Origin of the sequence: Pantoea dispersa, from assembly GCF_019890955.1 — a bacterium.
GTDB lineage: Bacteria > Pseudomonadota > Gammaproteobacteria > Enterobacterales > Enterobacteriaceae > Pantoea > Pantoea dispersa.
On sequence record NZ_CP082346.1, the window covers coordinates 2,615,359 to 2,631,504 of the forward strand.

20 protein-coding genes are annotated in these 16,146 nt (G+C 58.7%); 8 read left to right on the forward strand and 12 right to left on the reverse strand.

The window, feature by feature from the left end:
* The first annotated feature begins 63 nt into the window (after positions 1-63).
* On the forward strand, positions 64-1,065 hold the full coding sequence (ltaE, locus tag K7H94_RS12190) for a low-specificity L-threonine aldolase (RefSeq protein WP_222951114.1): 1,002 nt from the start codon (positions 64-66) through the stop codon (positions 1,063-1,065).
* Positions 1,066-1,080: 15 nt separating this feature from the next.
* On the opposite strand, the gene K7H94_RS12195 is transcribed toward ltaE, so the two are convergent.
* Both K7H94_RS12195 and K7H94_RS12200 read right to left on the reverse strand, forming a co-directional pair.
* A complete protein-coding gene (locus tag K7H94_RS12195) occupies positions 1,081-1,905 on the reverse strand; it encodes an N-acetylmuramoyl-L-alanine amidase (protein WP_125308436.1) in 825 nt (274 codons plus the stop codon).
* Positions 1,905-2,225 carry a heavy metal-binding domain-containing protein gene (locus tag K7H94_RS12200; protein ID WP_222951115.1) on the reverse strand — a complete coding sequence of 107 codons (321 nt, stop codon included), beginning with the start codon at positions 2,223-2,225 and terminating at the stop codon, positions 1,905-1,907. Before K7H94_RS12200 ends, K7H94_RS12195 begins: the two co-directional genes overlap by 1 nt.
* Before the next feature lie 108 nt (positions 2,226-2,333).
* On the opposite strand from K7H94_RS12200, the gene K7H94_RS12205 reads away from it, so the two are divergent.
* From K7H94_RS12205 to K7H94_RS12230, 6 genes are all read left to right on the forward strand, one after another.
* A complete protein-coding gene (locus K7H94_RS12205; RefSeq protein ID WP_222951116.1) occupies positions 2,334-2,873 on the forward strand; it encodes a lipoprotein in 540 nt (179 codons plus the stop codon).
* Positions 2,874-3,112: 239 nt separating this feature from the next.
* Positions 3,113-3,841, forward strand: a complete 729-nt coding sequence (gene artP / locus K7H94_RS12210) for an arginine ABC transporter ATP-binding protein ArtP (RefSeq protein WP_058769534.1) — start codon at positions 3,113-3,115, stop codon at positions 3,839-3,841.
* 15 nt (positions 3,842-3,856) lie between these two features.
* The gene (gene artJ, locus K7H94_RS12215) at positions 3,857-4,588 is read left to right on the forward strand and encodes an arginine ABC transporter substrate-binding protein (RefSeq protein WP_021508372.1); all 732 of its coding nucleotides are present in this window, start codon (positions 3,857-3,859) and stop codon (positions 4,586-4,588) included.
* Positions 4,589-4,594: 6 nt separating this feature from the next.
* Entirely contained in the window at positions 4,595-5,308 is a 714-nt protein-coding gene (gene artQ / locus K7H94_RS12220; RefSeq protein WP_058757782.1) for an arginine ABC transporter permease ArtQ, read from the forward strand.
* A 3-nt stretch (positions 5,309-5,311) separates the two neighbouring features.
* Positions 5,312-5,980, forward strand: coding sequence for an arginine ABC transporter permease ArtM (artM, locus tag K7H94_RS12225; RefSeq protein WP_021508374.1), 669 nt, complete (start codon positions 5,312-5,314; stop codon positions 5,978-5,980).
* A 154-nt stretch (positions 5,981-6,134) separates the two neighbouring features.
* Positions 6,135-6,866, forward strand: a complete 732-nt coding sequence (locus K7H94_RS12230) for an arginine ABC transporter substrate-binding protein (protein WP_021508375.1) — start codon at positions 6,135-6,137, stop codon at positions 6,864-6,866.
* Positions 6,867-6,929: 63 nt separating this feature from the next.
* Here the strand turns inward: K7H94_RS12230 and rlmC are convergent, their stop codons facing one another.
* The 10 genes from rlmC to K7H94_RS12280 all read right to left on the reverse strand — a co-directional run bounded on the left by rlmC (position 6,930) and on the right by K7H94_RS12280 (position 15,662).
* Positions 6,930-8,066, reverse strand: a complete 1,137-nt coding sequence (gene rlmC / locus K7H94_RS12235; RefSeq protein WP_222951117.1) for a 23S rRNA (uracil(747)-C(5))-methyltransferase RlmC — start codon at positions 8,064-8,066, stop codon at positions 6,930-6,932.
* 48 nt (positions 8,067-8,114) lie between these two features.
* The gene (locus K7H94_RS12240; RefSeq protein ID WP_222951118.1) at positions 8,115-8,579 is read right to left on the reverse strand and encodes a YbjO family protein; all 465 of its coding nucleotides are present in this window, start codon (positions 8,577-8,579) and stop codon (positions 8,115-8,117) included.
* A gap of 66 nt (positions 8,580-8,645) precedes the next feature.
* A complete protein-coding gene (potI, locus tag K7H94_RS12245) occupies positions 8,646-9,491 on the reverse strand; it encodes a putrescine ABC transporter permease PotI (protein ID WP_058757786.1) in 846 nt (281 codons plus the stop codon).
* Positions 9,488-10,444, reverse strand: coding sequence for a putrescine ABC transporter permease PotH (gene potH, locus K7H94_RS12250; RefSeq protein ID WP_021508379.1), 957 nt, complete (start codon positions 10,442-10,444; stop codon positions 9,488-9,490). Before potH ends, potI begins: the two co-directional genes overlap by 4 nt.
* A gap of 9 nt (positions 10,445-10,453) precedes the next feature.
* Positions 10,454-11,587 (reverse strand): putrescine ABC transporter ATP-binding subunit PotG, encoded by a 1,134-nt coding sequence (potG, locus tag K7H94_RS12255; protein ID WP_021508380.1) that lies wholly within the window; start codon positions 11,585-11,587, stop codon positions 10,454-10,456.
* A 119-nt stretch (positions 11,588-11,706) separates the two neighbouring features.
* Positions 11,707-12,816 carry a spermidine/putrescine ABC transporter substrate-binding protein PotF gene (gene potF, locus K7H94_RS12260; protein WP_021508381.1) on the reverse strand — a complete coding sequence of 370 codons (1,110 nt, stop codon included), beginning with the start codon at positions 12,814-12,816 and terminating at the stop codon, positions 11,707-11,709.
* A 372-nt stretch (positions 12,817-13,188) separates the two neighbouring features.
* Positions 13,189-13,668, reverse strand: a complete 480-nt coding sequence (locus tag K7H94_RS12265) for a type III secretion system chaperone family protein (protein ID WP_058769529.1) — start codon at positions 13,666-13,668, stop codon at positions 13,189-13,191.
* Positions 13,669-13,755: 87 nt separating this feature from the next.
* Positions 13,756-14,658 carry a 30S ribosomal protein S6--L-glutamate ligase gene (rimK, locus tag K7H94_RS12270; protein WP_058757788.1) on the reverse strand — a complete coding sequence of 301 codons (903 nt, stop codon included), beginning with the start codon at positions 14,656-14,658 and terminating at the stop codon, positions 13,756-13,758.
* 17 nt (positions 14,659-14,675) lie between these two features.
* Positions 14,676-15,398 carry an oxygen-insensitive NADPH nitroreductase gene (gene nfsA, locus K7H94_RS12275; protein ID WP_058757789.1) on the reverse strand — a complete coding sequence of 241 codons (723 nt, stop codon included), beginning with the start codon at positions 15,396-15,398 and terminating at the stop codon, positions 14,676-14,678.
* A 12-nt stretch (positions 15,399-15,410) separates the two neighbouring features.
* A complete protein-coding gene (locus tag K7H94_RS12280; RefSeq protein WP_058769528.1) occupies positions 15,411-15,662 on the reverse strand; it encodes a DUF1418 family protein in 252 nt (83 codons plus the stop codon).
* A 208-nt stretch (positions 15,663-15,870) separates the two neighbouring features.
* On the opposite strand from K7H94_RS12280, the gene K7H94_RS12285 reads away from it, so the two are divergent.
* Positions 15,871-16,134 (forward strand): GrxA family glutaredoxin, encoded by a 264-nt coding sequence (locus tag K7H94_RS12285; protein ID WP_010618314.1) that lies wholly within the window; start codon positions 15,871-15,873, stop codon positions 16,132-16,134.
* Positions 16,135-16,146: the final 12 nt, after the last annotated feature.

Here is a 16,146-nt window from a genome sequence, read left to right on the forward strand (position 1 = left end):
GAGACTTGCCGGATTAATCATCATGCGGGCGTTTAGCCCGCTTTTTTATGTCAGGAGAACAACGTGATCGATTTACGCAGTGATACCGTGACCCGCCCGAGTGCCGCGATGCTGGATGCGATGATGGCGGCCGAAACCGGCGATGATGTCTATCGCGATGATCCCACCGTCAATGCGCTGGAGGCTGAAGCGGCGCGCCTGAGCGATAAAGCGGCTGCGCTGTTCTTCCCTACCGGCACCCAGGCCAATCTGGTGGCACTGCTGTGCCACTGCCAGCGCGGCGATGAGTACATCGTCGGCCAGCAGGCGCACAACTACAAATATGAGGCTGGCGGTGCCGCGGTGCTCGGCAGCATCCAGCCGCAGCCGATCCTCGCGGCTGCCGACGGCACGCTGCCGCTGCACGACGTGGCGGCCGCCATTAAGCCGGACGACATGCATTTTGCCCGCACCCGCCTGCTGAGCCTGGAAAATACCCATCACGGCAAAGTGCTGCCGCTGAGCTACCTTGAACAGGCGTGGCAGTTTACCCGCGAGCGCCAGCTGGCGCTGCACATTGACGGCGCGCGCATCTTTAATGCCGTGGTGGCGCAGGGCGTGCAGCTGATCGATATCGCCCGCTACTGCGATAGCCTGACCATCTGCCTGTCGAAAGGACTGGGCACGCCGGTCGGCTCCCTGCTGTGTGGTGATGAAGCTTATATCGAGCAGGCGCGGCGCTGGCGCAAAATGACCGGCGGCGGCATGCGGCAGGCCGGCATTCTGGCGGCAGCCGGTCTCTACGCGCTGCAGCACAACGTGGCGCGTCTGCAGGAGGATCATGACAACGCCGCGTGGCTCGGTGCGCAGCTCAGCGCTATTGGTGTGGAAGTGGTGAGCCAGCACACTAACATGCTGTTCGTGAAAGTGCCGGCGGAGCAGGTCGCACCGCTACAGCGCTGGATGCTGGCGGGCGACGTGCTGCTTAGCGTAGGTCCGCAGACCCGCATCGTCACCCATCTGGATGTCAGCCGCCAGCAATTACAGCAGCTGGTGGCGCGCTGGCAGGCCTTTCTGCAGCCGTAACGCCGCAACGCGCGGCTACGGTGCCGCGCCGTATTTCGCCAGCAGCGCACGGGCGATGGCCAGCGTCTCGGCATCGGCTTCGCCACGGTAATCACGCGGGCGGAAATGCATCTGAAACGCCGCAATCAGTTTGCGCTGCATCTGCGGCGTTTGCGCAGCGGCAACGTCATAACCATAGCGCTGCAGCGCAGCCAGTAGCGTTGCAGCCTCGACCGGGGCATCCGGCGGCTGGTTAGCCAGATAGCGCTGCACCGTGGCGGCATCCGGCCACGCTCCCAGCCCCTGCCGGGCCAGCTGTTGCCACGGAAACAGCGGACCGGGATCCTGCTTGCGCTGCGGCGCGATATCACTGTGCCCGACAATATTTTCCGGACTGATGCCGTAACGCTGGCTGATATCGCGCACCAGTGCGATCAGGGCCGTGATTTGCGCGGCGGTGAACGGCTGCCACTGCCGGCCGGTCAGCGTGCGGCGATAGCCGTCATTGACGATTTCGATGCCAATTGAGGTGTCATTAATGCGCGTTGCACCGCGCCAGAAGCTCGGTCCGGCATGCCACGCCAGCTGGTTTTCAGGCACCAGCTGCCAGATCACCCCGGCGCCGTTTTTCTGCGGCGGCTGCTGCGGAATCAGATAGTGCGCGCTGACGTTGCGGTCCGTCAGGGTCGCCAGCGACGAGGGAAAGTCCTCCGCCGTGTAGTGGATTACCACCACTTTGATGCGCGGTCTGGCTCCCTGCGCCGGGTGCGCGCTATCGACCCAATAGCCGTTGCGCGCTTCCAGCGTCGACTGGCAGGCGCTGAGCAGCAGCGCCATCGCCAGCAGTAACACCGCGCGCATTAGTGCACGATCACCGCAGTACCGGTAACGCTCACCATCAGCATGCTGCTGTCTTTGCCCACGGTTTCGTAGTCAATATCAATGCCAACCACCGCATTGGCGCCCAGCGCTTTTGCCTGTTCTTCCAGCTCTTCGAAGGCGATCTGCCGCGCTTTACGCAGCTCTTTCTCATAGGCACCGGAGCGGCCGCCGACGATATCGCGGATGCCGGCAAAGAAGTCGCGGAAAATGTTGGCACCGAGAATCGCTTCGCCGGTCACAACGCCGCAATATTCAGTGATGCTCTGCCCTTCCAGGGTTGGCGTAGTCGAAAATTTCATCGTTCTCTCCTGTGGTGATTCATGAGGCGATAGCTCGTACGGCGTAAAAGCACGGCTATACTCTATGCTAAAAATGGCGCTTTGCCAGTGAACAATAAGGAAATCGAGATGAGAAACAAAGCCTTTGCGCTGCTTGTTCCCGCTGCATTGCTGCTGAGTGCCTGTACCACCGTTGAGCCGGTGATCAAGGACAACGGGCCGCGTACCGCACCCTGCGTTGACGGCGGTCCGGACAGCGTGGCGCAGCAGTTCTACGATTTACGTGTCAGCCAGCCAACCCAGGGATTGCCGGACAGTACCACGCTGGCAAAATATCGCCCGTACCTGAGCGACAACCTGTATCAGAAACTGCTGCGTGCCAGCAGCCAGAGCAACCCACCGGCAGCGTGGCGCCAGGGCGATCTGTTCTCCAGCCTGGCACAGGGGCCCACTGCCGCTGACGTGGCCAGCGCCTCCAGCATTCCTAACCGCGACGCGCGTAACATTCCGCTGCGCGTGACGCTGAGCCGCGGCGATAAAAGCTGGCGCGATGAAGTGCTGATGATCCACGAAGGCACCTGCTGGGTAGTGGATGATGTGCGCTACGTCGGCGACTGGCCACACGCCGGTGGCGGCTCGCTCAGCCAGCTGCTGGAAGAGAAAAAATAGTCGCGCATTTTTTCCGCACTCAGCCGCAACCATTAGCGCGCCGCACCATTGCGGCGCCGCTAAGCTTCCGCGCAACAGCCAACGCTTACCCGTCAGCCCCTTTCCCCGCTGCCCTGCCCGATTTTGTGCTACGCTTTTGCTGTTTAATTGCTCTTTAATAAATTTTAACCCACCTCAATTGCATAACTATTCTGGTGACGTTAAGATTTGCGACACTAATTGCTATTCATTTTTTGCGCATGAGTATTCAACTAAACGCCATCAACTGTTTTTACGGTGCCCATCAGGCGCTGTTCGATATCAACCTGGCCTGCCCACAGGGCGAAACGCTGGTGTTGCTCGGCCCGAGTGGCGCGGGTAAAAGTTCACTCCTGCGCGTGCTCAACCTGCTGGAGCTGCCGCGTTCCGGTAGCCTGCAGATTGCCGGCAACCACTTCGATTTCAGCCAGACGCCGTCCGACAACGCGATTCGCGAACTGCGCCAGAATGTCGGCATGGTGTTCCAGCAGTACAACCTGTGGCCGCACCTCAGCGTGATGCAGAACCTGATTGAAGCACCCTGTCGTGTGCTCGGGCTCAGCAAAGATGCGGCACGCGCGCGCGCCGATAAACTGCTGGAACGCCTGCGCCTGACGCCGTACGCCGATCGCTTCCCCCTGCACCTTTCCGGTGGCCAACAGCAGCGCGTGGCAATTGCGCGCGCGCTGATGATGGAGCCGCAGGTGTTGCTGTTTGATGAACCGACCGCGGCGCTTGATCCGGAGATCACGGCGCAGATCGTCAGCATCATTCGTGAGCTGGCGCAGACGCAGATCACGCAGGTGATTGTGACCCACGAAGTTGAGGTGGCGCGCAAAACCGCCAGCCAGGTGGTGTACATGGAGAATGGTCGCATCATTGAACAGGGCGATGCCAGCCACTTTACACAGCCGCAAACCGACGCGTTTGCTCATTATCTTTCGCACTAAGTCAGGATGCTTCTAATGAAAAAAGTTGTACTTGCTGCACTGCTTGCCAGCCTGAGCCTGAGCGCTTCTGCCGCGCAGACCCTGCGTTTCGCGACCGAGGCGTCTTATCCGCCGTTTGAATTTGTCGACTCCGACAACAAAATCCAGGGCTTTGATGTCGATCTGGCCAATGCGCTGTGCAAAGAGATCGATGCGACCTGCACCTTTACCAACCAGGCCTTCGACAGCCTGATCCCCAGCCTGAAATTCCGCCGTTTTGACGCGGTGATGGCCGGCATGGATATTACGCCAGAGCGTGAAAAGCAGGTGCTGTTCACCAAACCTTATTACGACAACTCTGCGACCTTCATCGCGCAGAAAGGCAAGCTGGCGGACGTTGCGGCGCTGAAAGGCAAGCGTGTGGGCGTGCAGAACGGCACTACGCACCAGAAATACCTCTCTGACAAGCACAGCGACATCACCATCGTGCCTTACGACAGCTACCAGAATGCGGTGCTCGACCTGAAGAATGGCCGTATTGATGCGGTGTTCGGGGATACCGCCGTGGTTAACGAGTGGCTGAAGCAGAACGCCAACCTCGCCGCGCTGGGTGAGAAAGTGACCGACAAAGCCTACTTCGGCACCGGTCTCGGCATCGCCGTGCGTCAGGGCAACAGCGAACTGCAGCAGAAGTTCAACGGCGCGCTGGATAAGATCAAAGCCGACGGCACCTACAAAACCATCTACAACAAATGGTTTCAGCAGTAATTTCTGATGAATGAAATGATTCCACTCGCAAGCGCCGCCGGCATGACCGTCGGCCTTGCCGTTTGTGCCCTGATCGCCGGCCTCGCGCTGGCGATGATTTTTGCTGGCTGGGAATCGCTGCGCTGGAAACCGCTGGCGTGGATCGGTACCGGGCTGGTGACGCTGATTCGCGGCCTGCCGGAAATTCTGGTGGTGCTGTTTATCTATTTCGGTGCCTCGCAGCTGCTGCTGACGCTGTCGGACGGCTTCCAGCTCAATCTGGGCCTGTTCATCCTGCCGGTGCAGATGCAGATTGAGAACTTTGATGTCAGCCCGTTCCTGTGTGGCGTGATTGCGCTGGCGATGCTCTATTCGGCTTACGCCTCTCAGACGCTGCGCGGTGCGCTGAAAGCGGTGCCGTCCGGCCAGTGGGAATCAGGCCAGGCGCTGGGCATGAAAAAGTCAGCGATATTCTTCCGCCTGATTATGCCGCAGATGTGGCGCCATGCGCTGCCCGGACTCGGCAATCAGTGGCTGGTGCTGCTCAAGGATACGGCGCTGGTGTCGCTGATTAGCGTCAACGATCTCATGCTGCAGACCAAAAGCATTGCGACGCGCACCCAGGAGCCGTTTACCTGGTATCTGGTGGCTGCCGCGATCTATTTAGTGATTACGCTATTCAGTCAGGCGGTACTGCGCCGTATTGAATCACGTACCACGCGTTTCGAGCGGGGGGCCTGACGCATGCTGGCGTATTTACCTGAGCTACTGAAAGGCCTGCATACCAGCCTGACGCTAACGGCCGCCTCGCTGGTCGCCGCGCTGCTGCTGGCGCTGCTGTGCACCATTGTGCTGGCGCTGAAGCTGCCGCTGCTCAACTGGCTGGTCAAAGGCTATATCACCCTGTTTACCGGCACGCCGCTGCTGGTGCAGATTTTCCTGATCTATTACGGTCCCGGCCAGTTCCCCAGCATTCAGAACGTGCCGTGGCTCTGGCATTTACTGTCGCAGCCGTGGCTGTGTGCCATGCTGGCGCTGTCGCTTAATAGCGCAGCCTACACCACACAGCTGTTCTACGGCGCGGTGCGCGCCATTCCGGCCGGGCAGTGGCAGTCCTGCGCCGCGCTGGGCATGCGCCGCCGCGATACGCTGCGTATTCTGCTGCCGTACGCGTTTAAGCGCGCCCTCTCCTCTTACTCCAACGAAGTGGTGCTGGTGTTCAAGAGTACTTCGCTGGCCTATACCATCACGCTGATGGAGGTGATGGGCCACGGCCAGCTGCTGTATGGCCGCACCTATGACGTCACCGTATATGCTGCCGCCGGTCTGATTTATCTGGTGGTTAACGGCCTGCTGACGCTGCTGATGCGCCTGGTCGAGAAGCGCGCGCTGGCGTTTGAGCGCCGCAACTGATCGTCTGACGCGGTGCGAAGGAAAGCGCCGCGCCCTTCCTCACTGTATTAGATCGCAACGAAATAAATTTTTAATCATATTTATTGCATACAAATGCATTAACTGGCATCGTGTAAATCGTTTCGCCTCTGGCATAGTTTACAGGAGCCTTATAATGAAAAAATGGATTGTTGCGGCAGTGATGGCAACGCTGGCAATGAATGCTTATGCGGCAGAGAAAATTCGCTTTGCTGCCTCAGCCACTTATCCCCCGTTCGAATCACTCGATCAGAATAACCAGATTGTCGGTTTTGATATCGACCTCGCTAAAGCGCTGTGTCAGCAGATGCAGGCCGAGTGCACTTTCACCAACAATGCCTTTGATAGCCTGATTCCTTCGCTAAAATTCCGTCGCTATGACGCGGTCATTTCCGGCATGGATATCACCGCCGAGCGCAGTAAGCAGGTCGATTTTACCCAGCCCTACTACGCCAATTCGGCAATCGTCATCGCCCATAAAGGTGAATATAGCGATTTTAGCCAGCTGAAAGGCAAACGCATCGGCGTGGAAAACGGCACCACCCATCAGAAATACCTGCTGGAGAAGCATCCGGAAGTAATTGCGGTGGCCTACGACAGCTACCAGAACGCAATCCTCGACCTGAAAAATGGCCGGCTCAACGGCGTATTTGGTGACAGCGCAGTCGTCAATCAGTGGCTGAAGGCCAATGCGGATTTGAGCACGGTCGGCGAGCACATTACCGACAGCGACTACTTCGGCACCGGGCTCGGCATTGCGGTGCGCAAGGGCAACAGCGCGCTGCTGCAACAGCTGAACAGCGCGCTGGCGGCGCTGAAAGCCAATGGTCGCTGGCAGCAGATCAATCAGAAGTGGTTCCCGGAATAAGCATTATGGAGTTGCGTGGCGCCGGGCCTGCCAGGTTCTGCACGTCCTCAGCGCAGCCGGGCGCTACGCGATTCCACCCTTACGACGCAGTAACGTCAGCACCTCGAAATGTGCGGTGTGCGGGAACATATCGAACAGCTGCACGCGGCTGATGTCATAGTCGGCCAGGCGCGCAATGTCCTGCGCCATGCTGGCGGGATTGCAGCTGGAATACAGGATGTAGTCCGGCGCCATGCGGCTCAGCCAGGCGCACAGTTCAGCACCAATACCGCGACGTGGCGGATTGACCAGCACCAGCTGCGGCACGCTCGTATGCCCGGTGGCAAACTGCGTGGAATCCAGCGCGGCAAAACTCACCTGCTCTAACCCCAGCTGCTGCGCCGACTGCTGCGCGCAGGCGATGGCTTCCGCACTGATTTCAATGCCGGTCAGCTGCATCTGCGGCGTGGCGCAGTGCAGGCCAAAGCCGCCAACGCCACAGAACAGATCCCACATGCTGTGCACCGGCAGCTCCGCCACCCAGTCGCGTGCCGTTGCGTATAGCGCAGCCGCCACCTGCGGGTTAGTCTGGAAGAAACTTTGCGGACGGATATACAGCGGCACGTCGTTAAAGCGTTCCGGCAGCGCCTGCTCAGGCGTCAGCGCCATCTCCTCCTCGCCCTCCAGTATCGCCATGTGCACCGGCTGAATATTGGCGGAGATCACCTGCAACTGCGGCAGCTGCTGTTGCAGCCACGGCAGCGCGGCGCGCAGCTGCGCCAGTTTGCGGTGCGAGCGCAGGACAAAACGCAGCATCATGCCGCCCTGGGTACTCTCCGTCAGCAGCAAAAACTTCAGCTCGCCGCGTTTGCGCGCCACGTTGTACGGCGTCAGACCGGCACGGGCGATAAAGGGTTTCAGCACGTCGAATACCGCCGCGAAGCTGGCGGGATAGAGCGGACAGGCGCAGAGATCCACCGGCTCGCCGTCACGCGCCACCACGCCGAACAGCGGTTTTTCCACGCTGCCGCTCACCACCATCTTGGCTTTATTGCGAAACCCCTGCTGCGCCGAGGTAACCGGCGGCCGCCAGTCGGCGACCGGCATGCCGTCCAGCAGCTGCGTCAGCTGTGTCTGCTTGTCGCTCAGCTGTTGCGGATAGGGTTTTTCCAGCCACTGACATGAGCGACAGCGACCGGCCTGATAAAGCGCGCAATGCATGGAAAGGCCTGTATTGAGAATCGGGAGCAAAAACGGGGGCCGATTGTATCACCGGCTGCGGAAAAAAGCGCGGCTGCTGGCCGGCACAAACAGCAGCAGCAGCACCAGCACATCCGGCAGTTTCTGCAGCAGCGTGTGGTGGATAATCTGCGCGTTATTCTCGCCGGGAATGCTGAAAATCTCCGGATAGATCCAGCCGACCGACGCCATCAGCATGTACAGCAGCACCACGATCTGTGTGGCCACATAGCCCCAGCGCCCGGCATCACTGCCGCGCATCAGGGTAAAGGCACAGCGCAGTTCAAACAGGAAAATCAGCTGGCTGGCGATAAAGATCAGCGTGGAGTCCCACGCCTGCGCGCTGCGGTGCACGAAATTGGCGATTTCGTCATAGCCCAGCTCATTGGCCAGCATCAGCACGCTGATACAGCGCGTGGCGATAATGGCGCTGCCGGCAATGGTCACCGGCACGGGCGTGGAGGTTAACACCAGGTTTTTCAACGTTTCCGACATTGCGCGCGCTCCATAAGAAAAGGCTGACAGAGTCAGCCTTGCTTATATTGGCAAATGTTGCGTCACTCAGCCACGTTTTGCTTTCTGAATATCGCGCAATCGCTGTTTTTCTTCGTGCGCCATAAAGCGCCAGGCGATAAAGCCGACCAGCCCGACCACAAACAGAATCAGCGAGGCCAGCGCGTTGATCTCCGGATTGACGCCGCGCCGCACCGTGGCAAAGATCGCCATCGGCAGCGTGGTAGCGCCCGGCCCGGTGACGAAGCTGGCGATCACCAGGTCGTCCAGCGACAGAGTAAACGCCAGCAGCCAGCCGGTAATGATCGCCGGGGCAATCATCGGCACGGTAATCACGAAGAACACCTTCAGCGGCGTAGCGCCGAGGTCCATCGCCGCTTCTTCAATTGAGCGATCCAGCTCGCGCAGCCGCGAGTTGATCACCACCGCCACGTAGGCGGTACAGAACGTGACGTGCGCCAGCCAGATGGTCAGCATGCCGCGATCGCCCGGCCAGCCAAAGGTGTTACCCATCGCCACGAACAGCAGCAGCAGTGACAAACCGGTGATCACGTCGGGCATCACCAGCGGCGCGGTGAGCATGAAAGCAAAGCCGCTGTGGCCGCGAAAACGCCCGAAGCGCACGATAATCACCGCCGCCATGGTGCCGAGCACCACTGCCATGGTGGCCGACAGCGCCGCGATGGTCAGGCTCAGGCCAACCGCATCCAGCATCGCATCATCCTGGAACAGCACGCGATACCAGTGAAACGAGAAGCTCTCCCATACCGTCACCAGCTGCGAGCTGTTGAAGGAGTAAACCACCAGCAGCAGCATCGGCGCGTACAGGAACAGGAAGCACAGCGCCAGAATCGCGGTGCGCCACGGAGAGCGGATTACCGGTAGCTGATTCATCCCTTCTCCCCCATTTCACGGTTTTGATGTTTGTGGAACCAGACGATCGGCAGAATCAGGATCAGCAGGATGATCACCGCCAGCGCCGAGGCCACCGGCCAGTCGCGGTTGTTGAAGAACTCCTGCCACAAAATGCGCCCAATCATGATGCTGTCCGGTCCGCCGAGCAGTTCCGGGATCACGTACTCGCCCACCGCCGGGATAAATACCAGCATTGAGCCAGCAATAATGCCGCCTTTGGTCAGCGGCACGATGACGCTGAAGAAGGTTTTCAGCGGTCGCGCGCCGAGGTCGAGCGACGCCTCCACCAGCGAATAATCAATGCGCGTCAGCGCGGTGTAGATCGGCAGCACCATAAACGGCAGGTAGCAGTAAACGATACCGATATACACCGCCGTGTTGGTGTACAGGATGATCAGCGGATGATCGATCACGCCAAGCCACATCAGAAAGCGGTTGAGGATCCCGTTGTTGTTCAGCAGTCCCATCCACGCATAGACGCGTACCAGGAACGAGGTCCACGACGGCAGGATCACCAGCAGCAGCAGGATGGTGCGCATGGAGGGCTTGCTGTGCGCCACCGCCCACGCCAGCGGATAACCGATCAGCAGACAGATTACCGTTGAGATCGCCGCCACCTTCAGCGAGGTGAGATACGCTTCGGCGTACAGCGGGTCGTCGGTCAGCGTCAGGTAGTTGCCCAGATTGAGCACCAGGTTGAGCTGGTCGTCCGCCCAGGTCACCAAATCGGTGTACGGCGGAATGGCGCGCGCAATATCGGCGAAACTGATTTTCAGCACGATGAGGAACGGCAGCATAAACAGCAGGATTAGCCACAGATAAGGCAGCGCGATCACCAGCTTGCGACCGTGCTGCATTTTCATGCGTGTGCCCCAGCGCTGCAGCGGTGTGCCCGCTACCTCCGGCTCGCTGCGTTGAGAAATCTGGCTCATAGCGCCTCCTTAAACCGTCAGGACCACACAGCTGTCGGCATCCCAGCACAGGCGCACTTCATCGCCCCAGGTGGGCGCGCCTTTACGGTAGCGATGCGCATTCTGCAGCTGGGCGCTGATCATCTGGCCGCTGCGCAGCCGTACGTGGTAAATCGACAGATCGCCGAGATAGGCGATGTGCACCACTTCGCCGACGGCAAAGTTGCAGCCGTCGGCCGGCACCTCGTCGCACAGCATGACTTTTTCCGGCCGCAGCGCCACGTGCACCGGCACGTTGTCCACAATCGACACATCGGTCTGCACCTTGAGCGGATGCATCAGCCCCGGACTGTCGATCACCACGCCTTCGTCGCGGCGTTCGCGCAGCAGGCCATCAAACACATTCACCGAGCCGATAAACTCGGCGCTGTAGCGGCTGGTCGGGTGCTCGTAAATCTCTTCCGGCTCGCCGATCTGCACAAATTTACCGCGGTTCATGATGGCGATGCGGCCCGCCATGGTCATGGCTTCTTCCTGATCGTGGGTCACCATCACGCAGGTAGCGCCTACGCGCTCCAGAATATCCACCACTTCGTGCTGCATGCGGTCACGCAGTTTTTTATCCAGCGCGCCCATCGGTTCGTCGAGCAGCAGCAGCTTGGGACGTTTCGCCAGGCTCCGCGCCAGCGCCACGCGCTGACGCTGGCCGCCAGAAAGCTGGTGCGGCTTACGTTTGGCATACTCTTCCATATGCACCAGCGCCAGCATCTCTGCCACGCGACTGCTGATTTCGCCTTTCGGCAGTTTGTCCTGCTTCAGGCCAAAAGCGATGTTCTGTTCCACCGTCATGTGCGGAAACAGCGCGTACGACTGGAACATCATGTTGATGGGCCGCTGATACGGCGGCACGTGGGACAGATCCTGACCATCCAGCACAATCTGGCCGCTGCTGGGAATTTCAAAGCCGGCCAGCATCCGCAGCAGCGTGGACTTGCCACAGCCGGAAGCGCCCAGCAGTGCGAAAATTTCGCCTTTGTAAATGGTCAGGCTGACATCATCCACGGCGTGCTGGCCGTCAAACGATTTCGTCAGGTTGCGGATTTCCAGCAGCGGCGTTAACGCCTTAGCCGTTTTATTTTGGGGGCGGGGAATCGCGTCGTTCACTCACATGTCTCCGGCGCTAAGCGGGATAGCGCGGCACAGCCAGCCGCTAAATGACACAACAGAGGCCAGCACCGCGCCTCTGTTGTCGTTTACCGATAAGGGAATTCGTTCAGAACGAATTACTTACCACTTTTTACTTTAGTCCATGCACGGGTACGCGCACGATCCAGTTTCGGATCCTGGACCTTGAGCACAAACAGTTTGGCCATCGCTTCCGGCGTCGGGAAGATACCCGGATTGTTGCGCACATCCGCATTGATCAGCGGCAGCGACGCTTTGTTGCCGTTGGCGTAGTTCATCTTGTTGGAGACGTCGGCAATCACTTTCGGATCCATGATGTAGTTCAGCCACTGATAAGCCGCATCCAGATTTTTCGCGTCTTTTGGAATGGCCATCATGTCGAAGAATGCCAGCGCGCCCTCTTTCGGTACGCTGTAACCGAGATGGACACCGTTGTTGGCTTTCACCGCGCGATCTTTCGCCTGCAGAATATCGCCAGACCAGCCGATGGCAACGCAAATGTTGCCGTTGGCGAGGTCATTGATGTACTGCGAAGAGTGGAAGTAGCGGATATTCGGCCGCAGCTTCAGCAGCAGGTCGGTCGCCGCACCGGTGTAATCTTTCGCGTCAGAGCTGTTCGGATCTTTGCCGAGGTAGTTCAGCACGGTGGCAAAAATCTCTTCTGGCGCATCGAGGAACGAAACGCCGCAGCTCTTCAGTTTTTCCAGGTTTTCCGGCTTCAGTACCAGATCCCAGCTGTTAACCGGCGCATCGGCGCCCAGTGCCGCTTTGACTTTATCGATGTTATAGCCAATGCCGGTGGTGCCCCACAGGTAAGGAATGGCGTATTTGTTACCCGGATCGTGCTGGGCCACTTTCGCCATCAGATCGGGATCGAGGTTTTTATAGTTAGGCAGCTTGCTCTTATCCAGCTCCTGGAACACACCAGACTGCAGCTGACGCGCGAGGAAGCTCGACGACGGTACCACCACGTCATAACCGGTGCTGCCGGCCATCAGTTTGCCTTCCAGCACTTCGTTGGAGTCAAACACGTCGTAGACCACTTTGATGCCGGTCTGCTTTTCAAAATTGGGCACGGTGTCGGCCGAAATATAATCGGACCAGTTATAAACGTGCAGCGTTTTATCCTCTGCCTGAGCGCCCACGGCCGCAGCCATCAGCACACCTGCAACCACACCTGGCAACCATTTTTTTGACTGGTTGATCATGTTTTTCTTCCTCCTGAGCGGGTCATCACAACGCTGCATACACGCGATCCGGTCGTTGCGTTGTCTGTTAAATTACAGCCACACAATGAATCAATATTCAGCGGGAGTTTAATAGCAAAAACCTATAGCTGCGCCGTAGTTGCACGTATCAGACAGCCCCGCAAGAATAGCCCCCCTGATTCCTGCGTGCCAGATCCCAGCTTAAAAAACGCCTTTTTGCGATAAGTTATGCATGTTTCTGCTATGCACTCTGGCACTAGCGGCATAAAGCACGACTAATATCTGGCAATAAAGGGCAAAATGCAGAATAAAAAGTGGTGGGCCTGAAATGAAAACTGCCGCAAAAAGCGGCAGTTAGCAGGAGGGAGAAAATCAGTGCAGCATGCTGTGGCTGCTGACACTCGGCGGACGCTCCTCGTCTTCACCCATCATCAGCAGATGATTGGCGAACGCTTCCATGATCACCATCGAAATCCCCTCTTCGCTCTGCTTCATGAAGTGGGTGAACTGACCCAAGGTGATGCCGGCGCTTACGCTGATTGACTGGCAGACAATCAGCTTCGGCAGGTTGTCATCCTGTATATCGATAAAGGCTTTCACCGTCAGCGAACTGGCATTGATTTGCGACAGTTCACCAACCAGCGGGATCAGCGCGGTGGGCTTTACTTCTGCCAGCGCCGAGAAGAGGATAACGTTATCCACCAGGTCGATTTTCGCGTCAAACACCCCGTCAAAATTCTGCATATGCGGCAGATGCAAAGCCTGACAGGCGTCGCATTCGAACCAGGTGATATTTTGTTGATCCAGCCAGCGACGCAGCATGTCGATGTCAGGAACGACCAGTGAATCCATCGTTGTATCCTGTGGGGTGAATAAATAAGCGCCTTAGCTTACGGAAAAATGGCTGCAGATGCCACGAAAACCGCGCAAAAGCGCGGTTCAGCCCCCGGTTTTCGGACGATAACCGGGACAGGCGTGCTGCTCAATCCAGCGGATCATCATGGCGGCAATGTCTAAACCGGTGCTGCCTTCGATGCCCTCCAGCCCCGGAGAAGCATTGACCTCCATCACCAGCGGACCGCGGTTGGCGCGCAGAATATCCACACCCGCCACGGCTAATCCCAGTGTCGTGGCCGCTTTGACCGCGATCTCGCGCTCCTGATCGGTAATGGTGACGGCGCGGGCGCTGCCGCCGCGGTGCAGATTAGAGCGGAAATCGCCCTCTTTCGCTTCCCGCTCAATCGCTGCCACCACTTCGTCGCCAATCACCAGGCAGCGGATGTCGCGCCCGCGCGCCTCTTTGATGAACTCCTGCACCAGAATATGCGCATTGAGACCGCGAAACGCATCGATCACGCTCTCTGCCGCCTGGCGGGTTTCCGCCAGCACCACGCCGATCCCCTGCGTCCCCTCCACCAGTTTCACCACCAGCGGCGCGCCGCCGACCATGGCGATCACATCCTGCGTATCATCCGGCGACGAGGCAAAGCCGGTAACCGGCATGTCGATGCCCTCGCGCGCCAGCAACTGCAGCGAGCGCAGCTTGTCGCGTGCACGGGTAATGGCCACCGACTCGTTGAGCGGATAGCTGCCGAGCATCTCAAACTGGCGCAGCACCGCCGTACCGTAAAAGGTGGTGGCGGTGCCAATGCGCGGGATCACCGCGTCAAAATGGCCGAGCGCCTCACCGCGATAGTGCACCGCCGGCGAGTCGGAGTTGATATTCATATAGCAGGAGAGCGGATCGATCATCTGCACCTGATGGCCACGCTCTTCCGCGGCTTCACGCAGGCGTTTACAGGAGTAGAGCGCGCCGTCACGGGTGAGAATGGCCATCTTCATTGCAGCGGTCCCTGTGCTTAGCGCGTTGCCCAGCCCTGCTGATGCAGGTAGTCCAGCATGAACGGTCGCGTTTCTTTAATAATCAAACGCTGAATCAGTTCACTCCAGGTTTCCGAGCGCTGATTGCTGTCGCGCTGCTGATAGTAAGCGGTGATTTGCTGGTCATATTGCGCCAGCACCGCTTTATCCAGCGGCTGGTAGCGGTTTTCATGCACCAGCATCGCCTGCGGCATGCGCGGCTTGACGTCCGGTGACGCGTCGGGATGGCCGATGCAGAAACCAAACAGCGGCAGCACAAACTTCGGCAGCCCCAGCAGCTCCGTCACCTGCGCGATGCTGTTGCGAATGCCGCCAATAAACACGCCGCCTAAACCGAGCGATTCCGCAGCGACCATGGCGTTCTGCGCCATCAGCGCGGTATCGACACAACCCAGCAGCAGCTGTTCGGCTCGGCCCAGCTGAGCCTCAGGGCAGATTTGCTGGTGGCGGTTGAAGTCGGCGCAGAACACCCAAAACTCCGCTGCGGCGCTGACCCACGGCTGGCCGCCGGTGAGCTGCACCAGCTGCTCGCGCAGAGCGCGGTCGGTGATACGCACAATGGAGGAACATTGTAAAAAACTGGAGGTCGAGGCCGCCTGCGCCGCAGCGATAATCGCGCTGCGCTGGGCGTCATCAATCCCCTGCTCAGTAAAGGCGCGAATGGAACGGTGGCTGCAAAGCAAATCAATAGTCGGCGTCATAATCCTCTCCGGTTACTTCTTTTTGTGGGTGTGATTGAACAACTGCGGTGCCATCGCCTTTGCGGTGCGCCACATCATCAGCCACGCTGCCGGCAGCATCAGCGCAATGCCGAGGAAAAACAGCAGCGTTGCCAGCGGTTTTTTCGCCATGAATGCCGGTGCCGCCAGCCAGTCGTTGACCAGCAGCAGCGCGCCAATCACTGCCAGCACGCCCAGCGCTTCCAGCAGTAGCACGGGTTTGGGCAACGTCGCCAGATTACGCATGGTTCAGGGCTCCTCAGTGTTCATCTGTTTCTGCTGCAGGTGATACCCGATTACTGTAGTACGGCATTGTGACCGGGTATAGACAGCGCGCATTAGAGTAACAGGCAATTTCTGCTTTTCTTAAGCAGGATGGGCGGGCATGATGTGACGCATTATTCACGCTGTGATGTGAGACAAGTCACAAAACAGCAGCGGAAGGAGAGAAGCAATGATTGCAGTGATTTTTGGCCGTTCCAGCTGCCCATACTGCGTACGAGCAAAAGAGTTAGCCACGAAGTTAACCAGCGAGCGCGACGATTTTAATTATCAGTACGTCGATATCCAGGCGACCGGCATCACTAAAGCCGACCTGGAAGCGCGTGCCGGCAAACCGGTTTCTACCGTGCCGCAGATCTTCCTCGACGACCAGCACATCGGTGGTTACACCGAATTTGCGGCGTGGACCAAAGAAAACCTCGGCATCGAAGCCTGACCTGACGGGCCT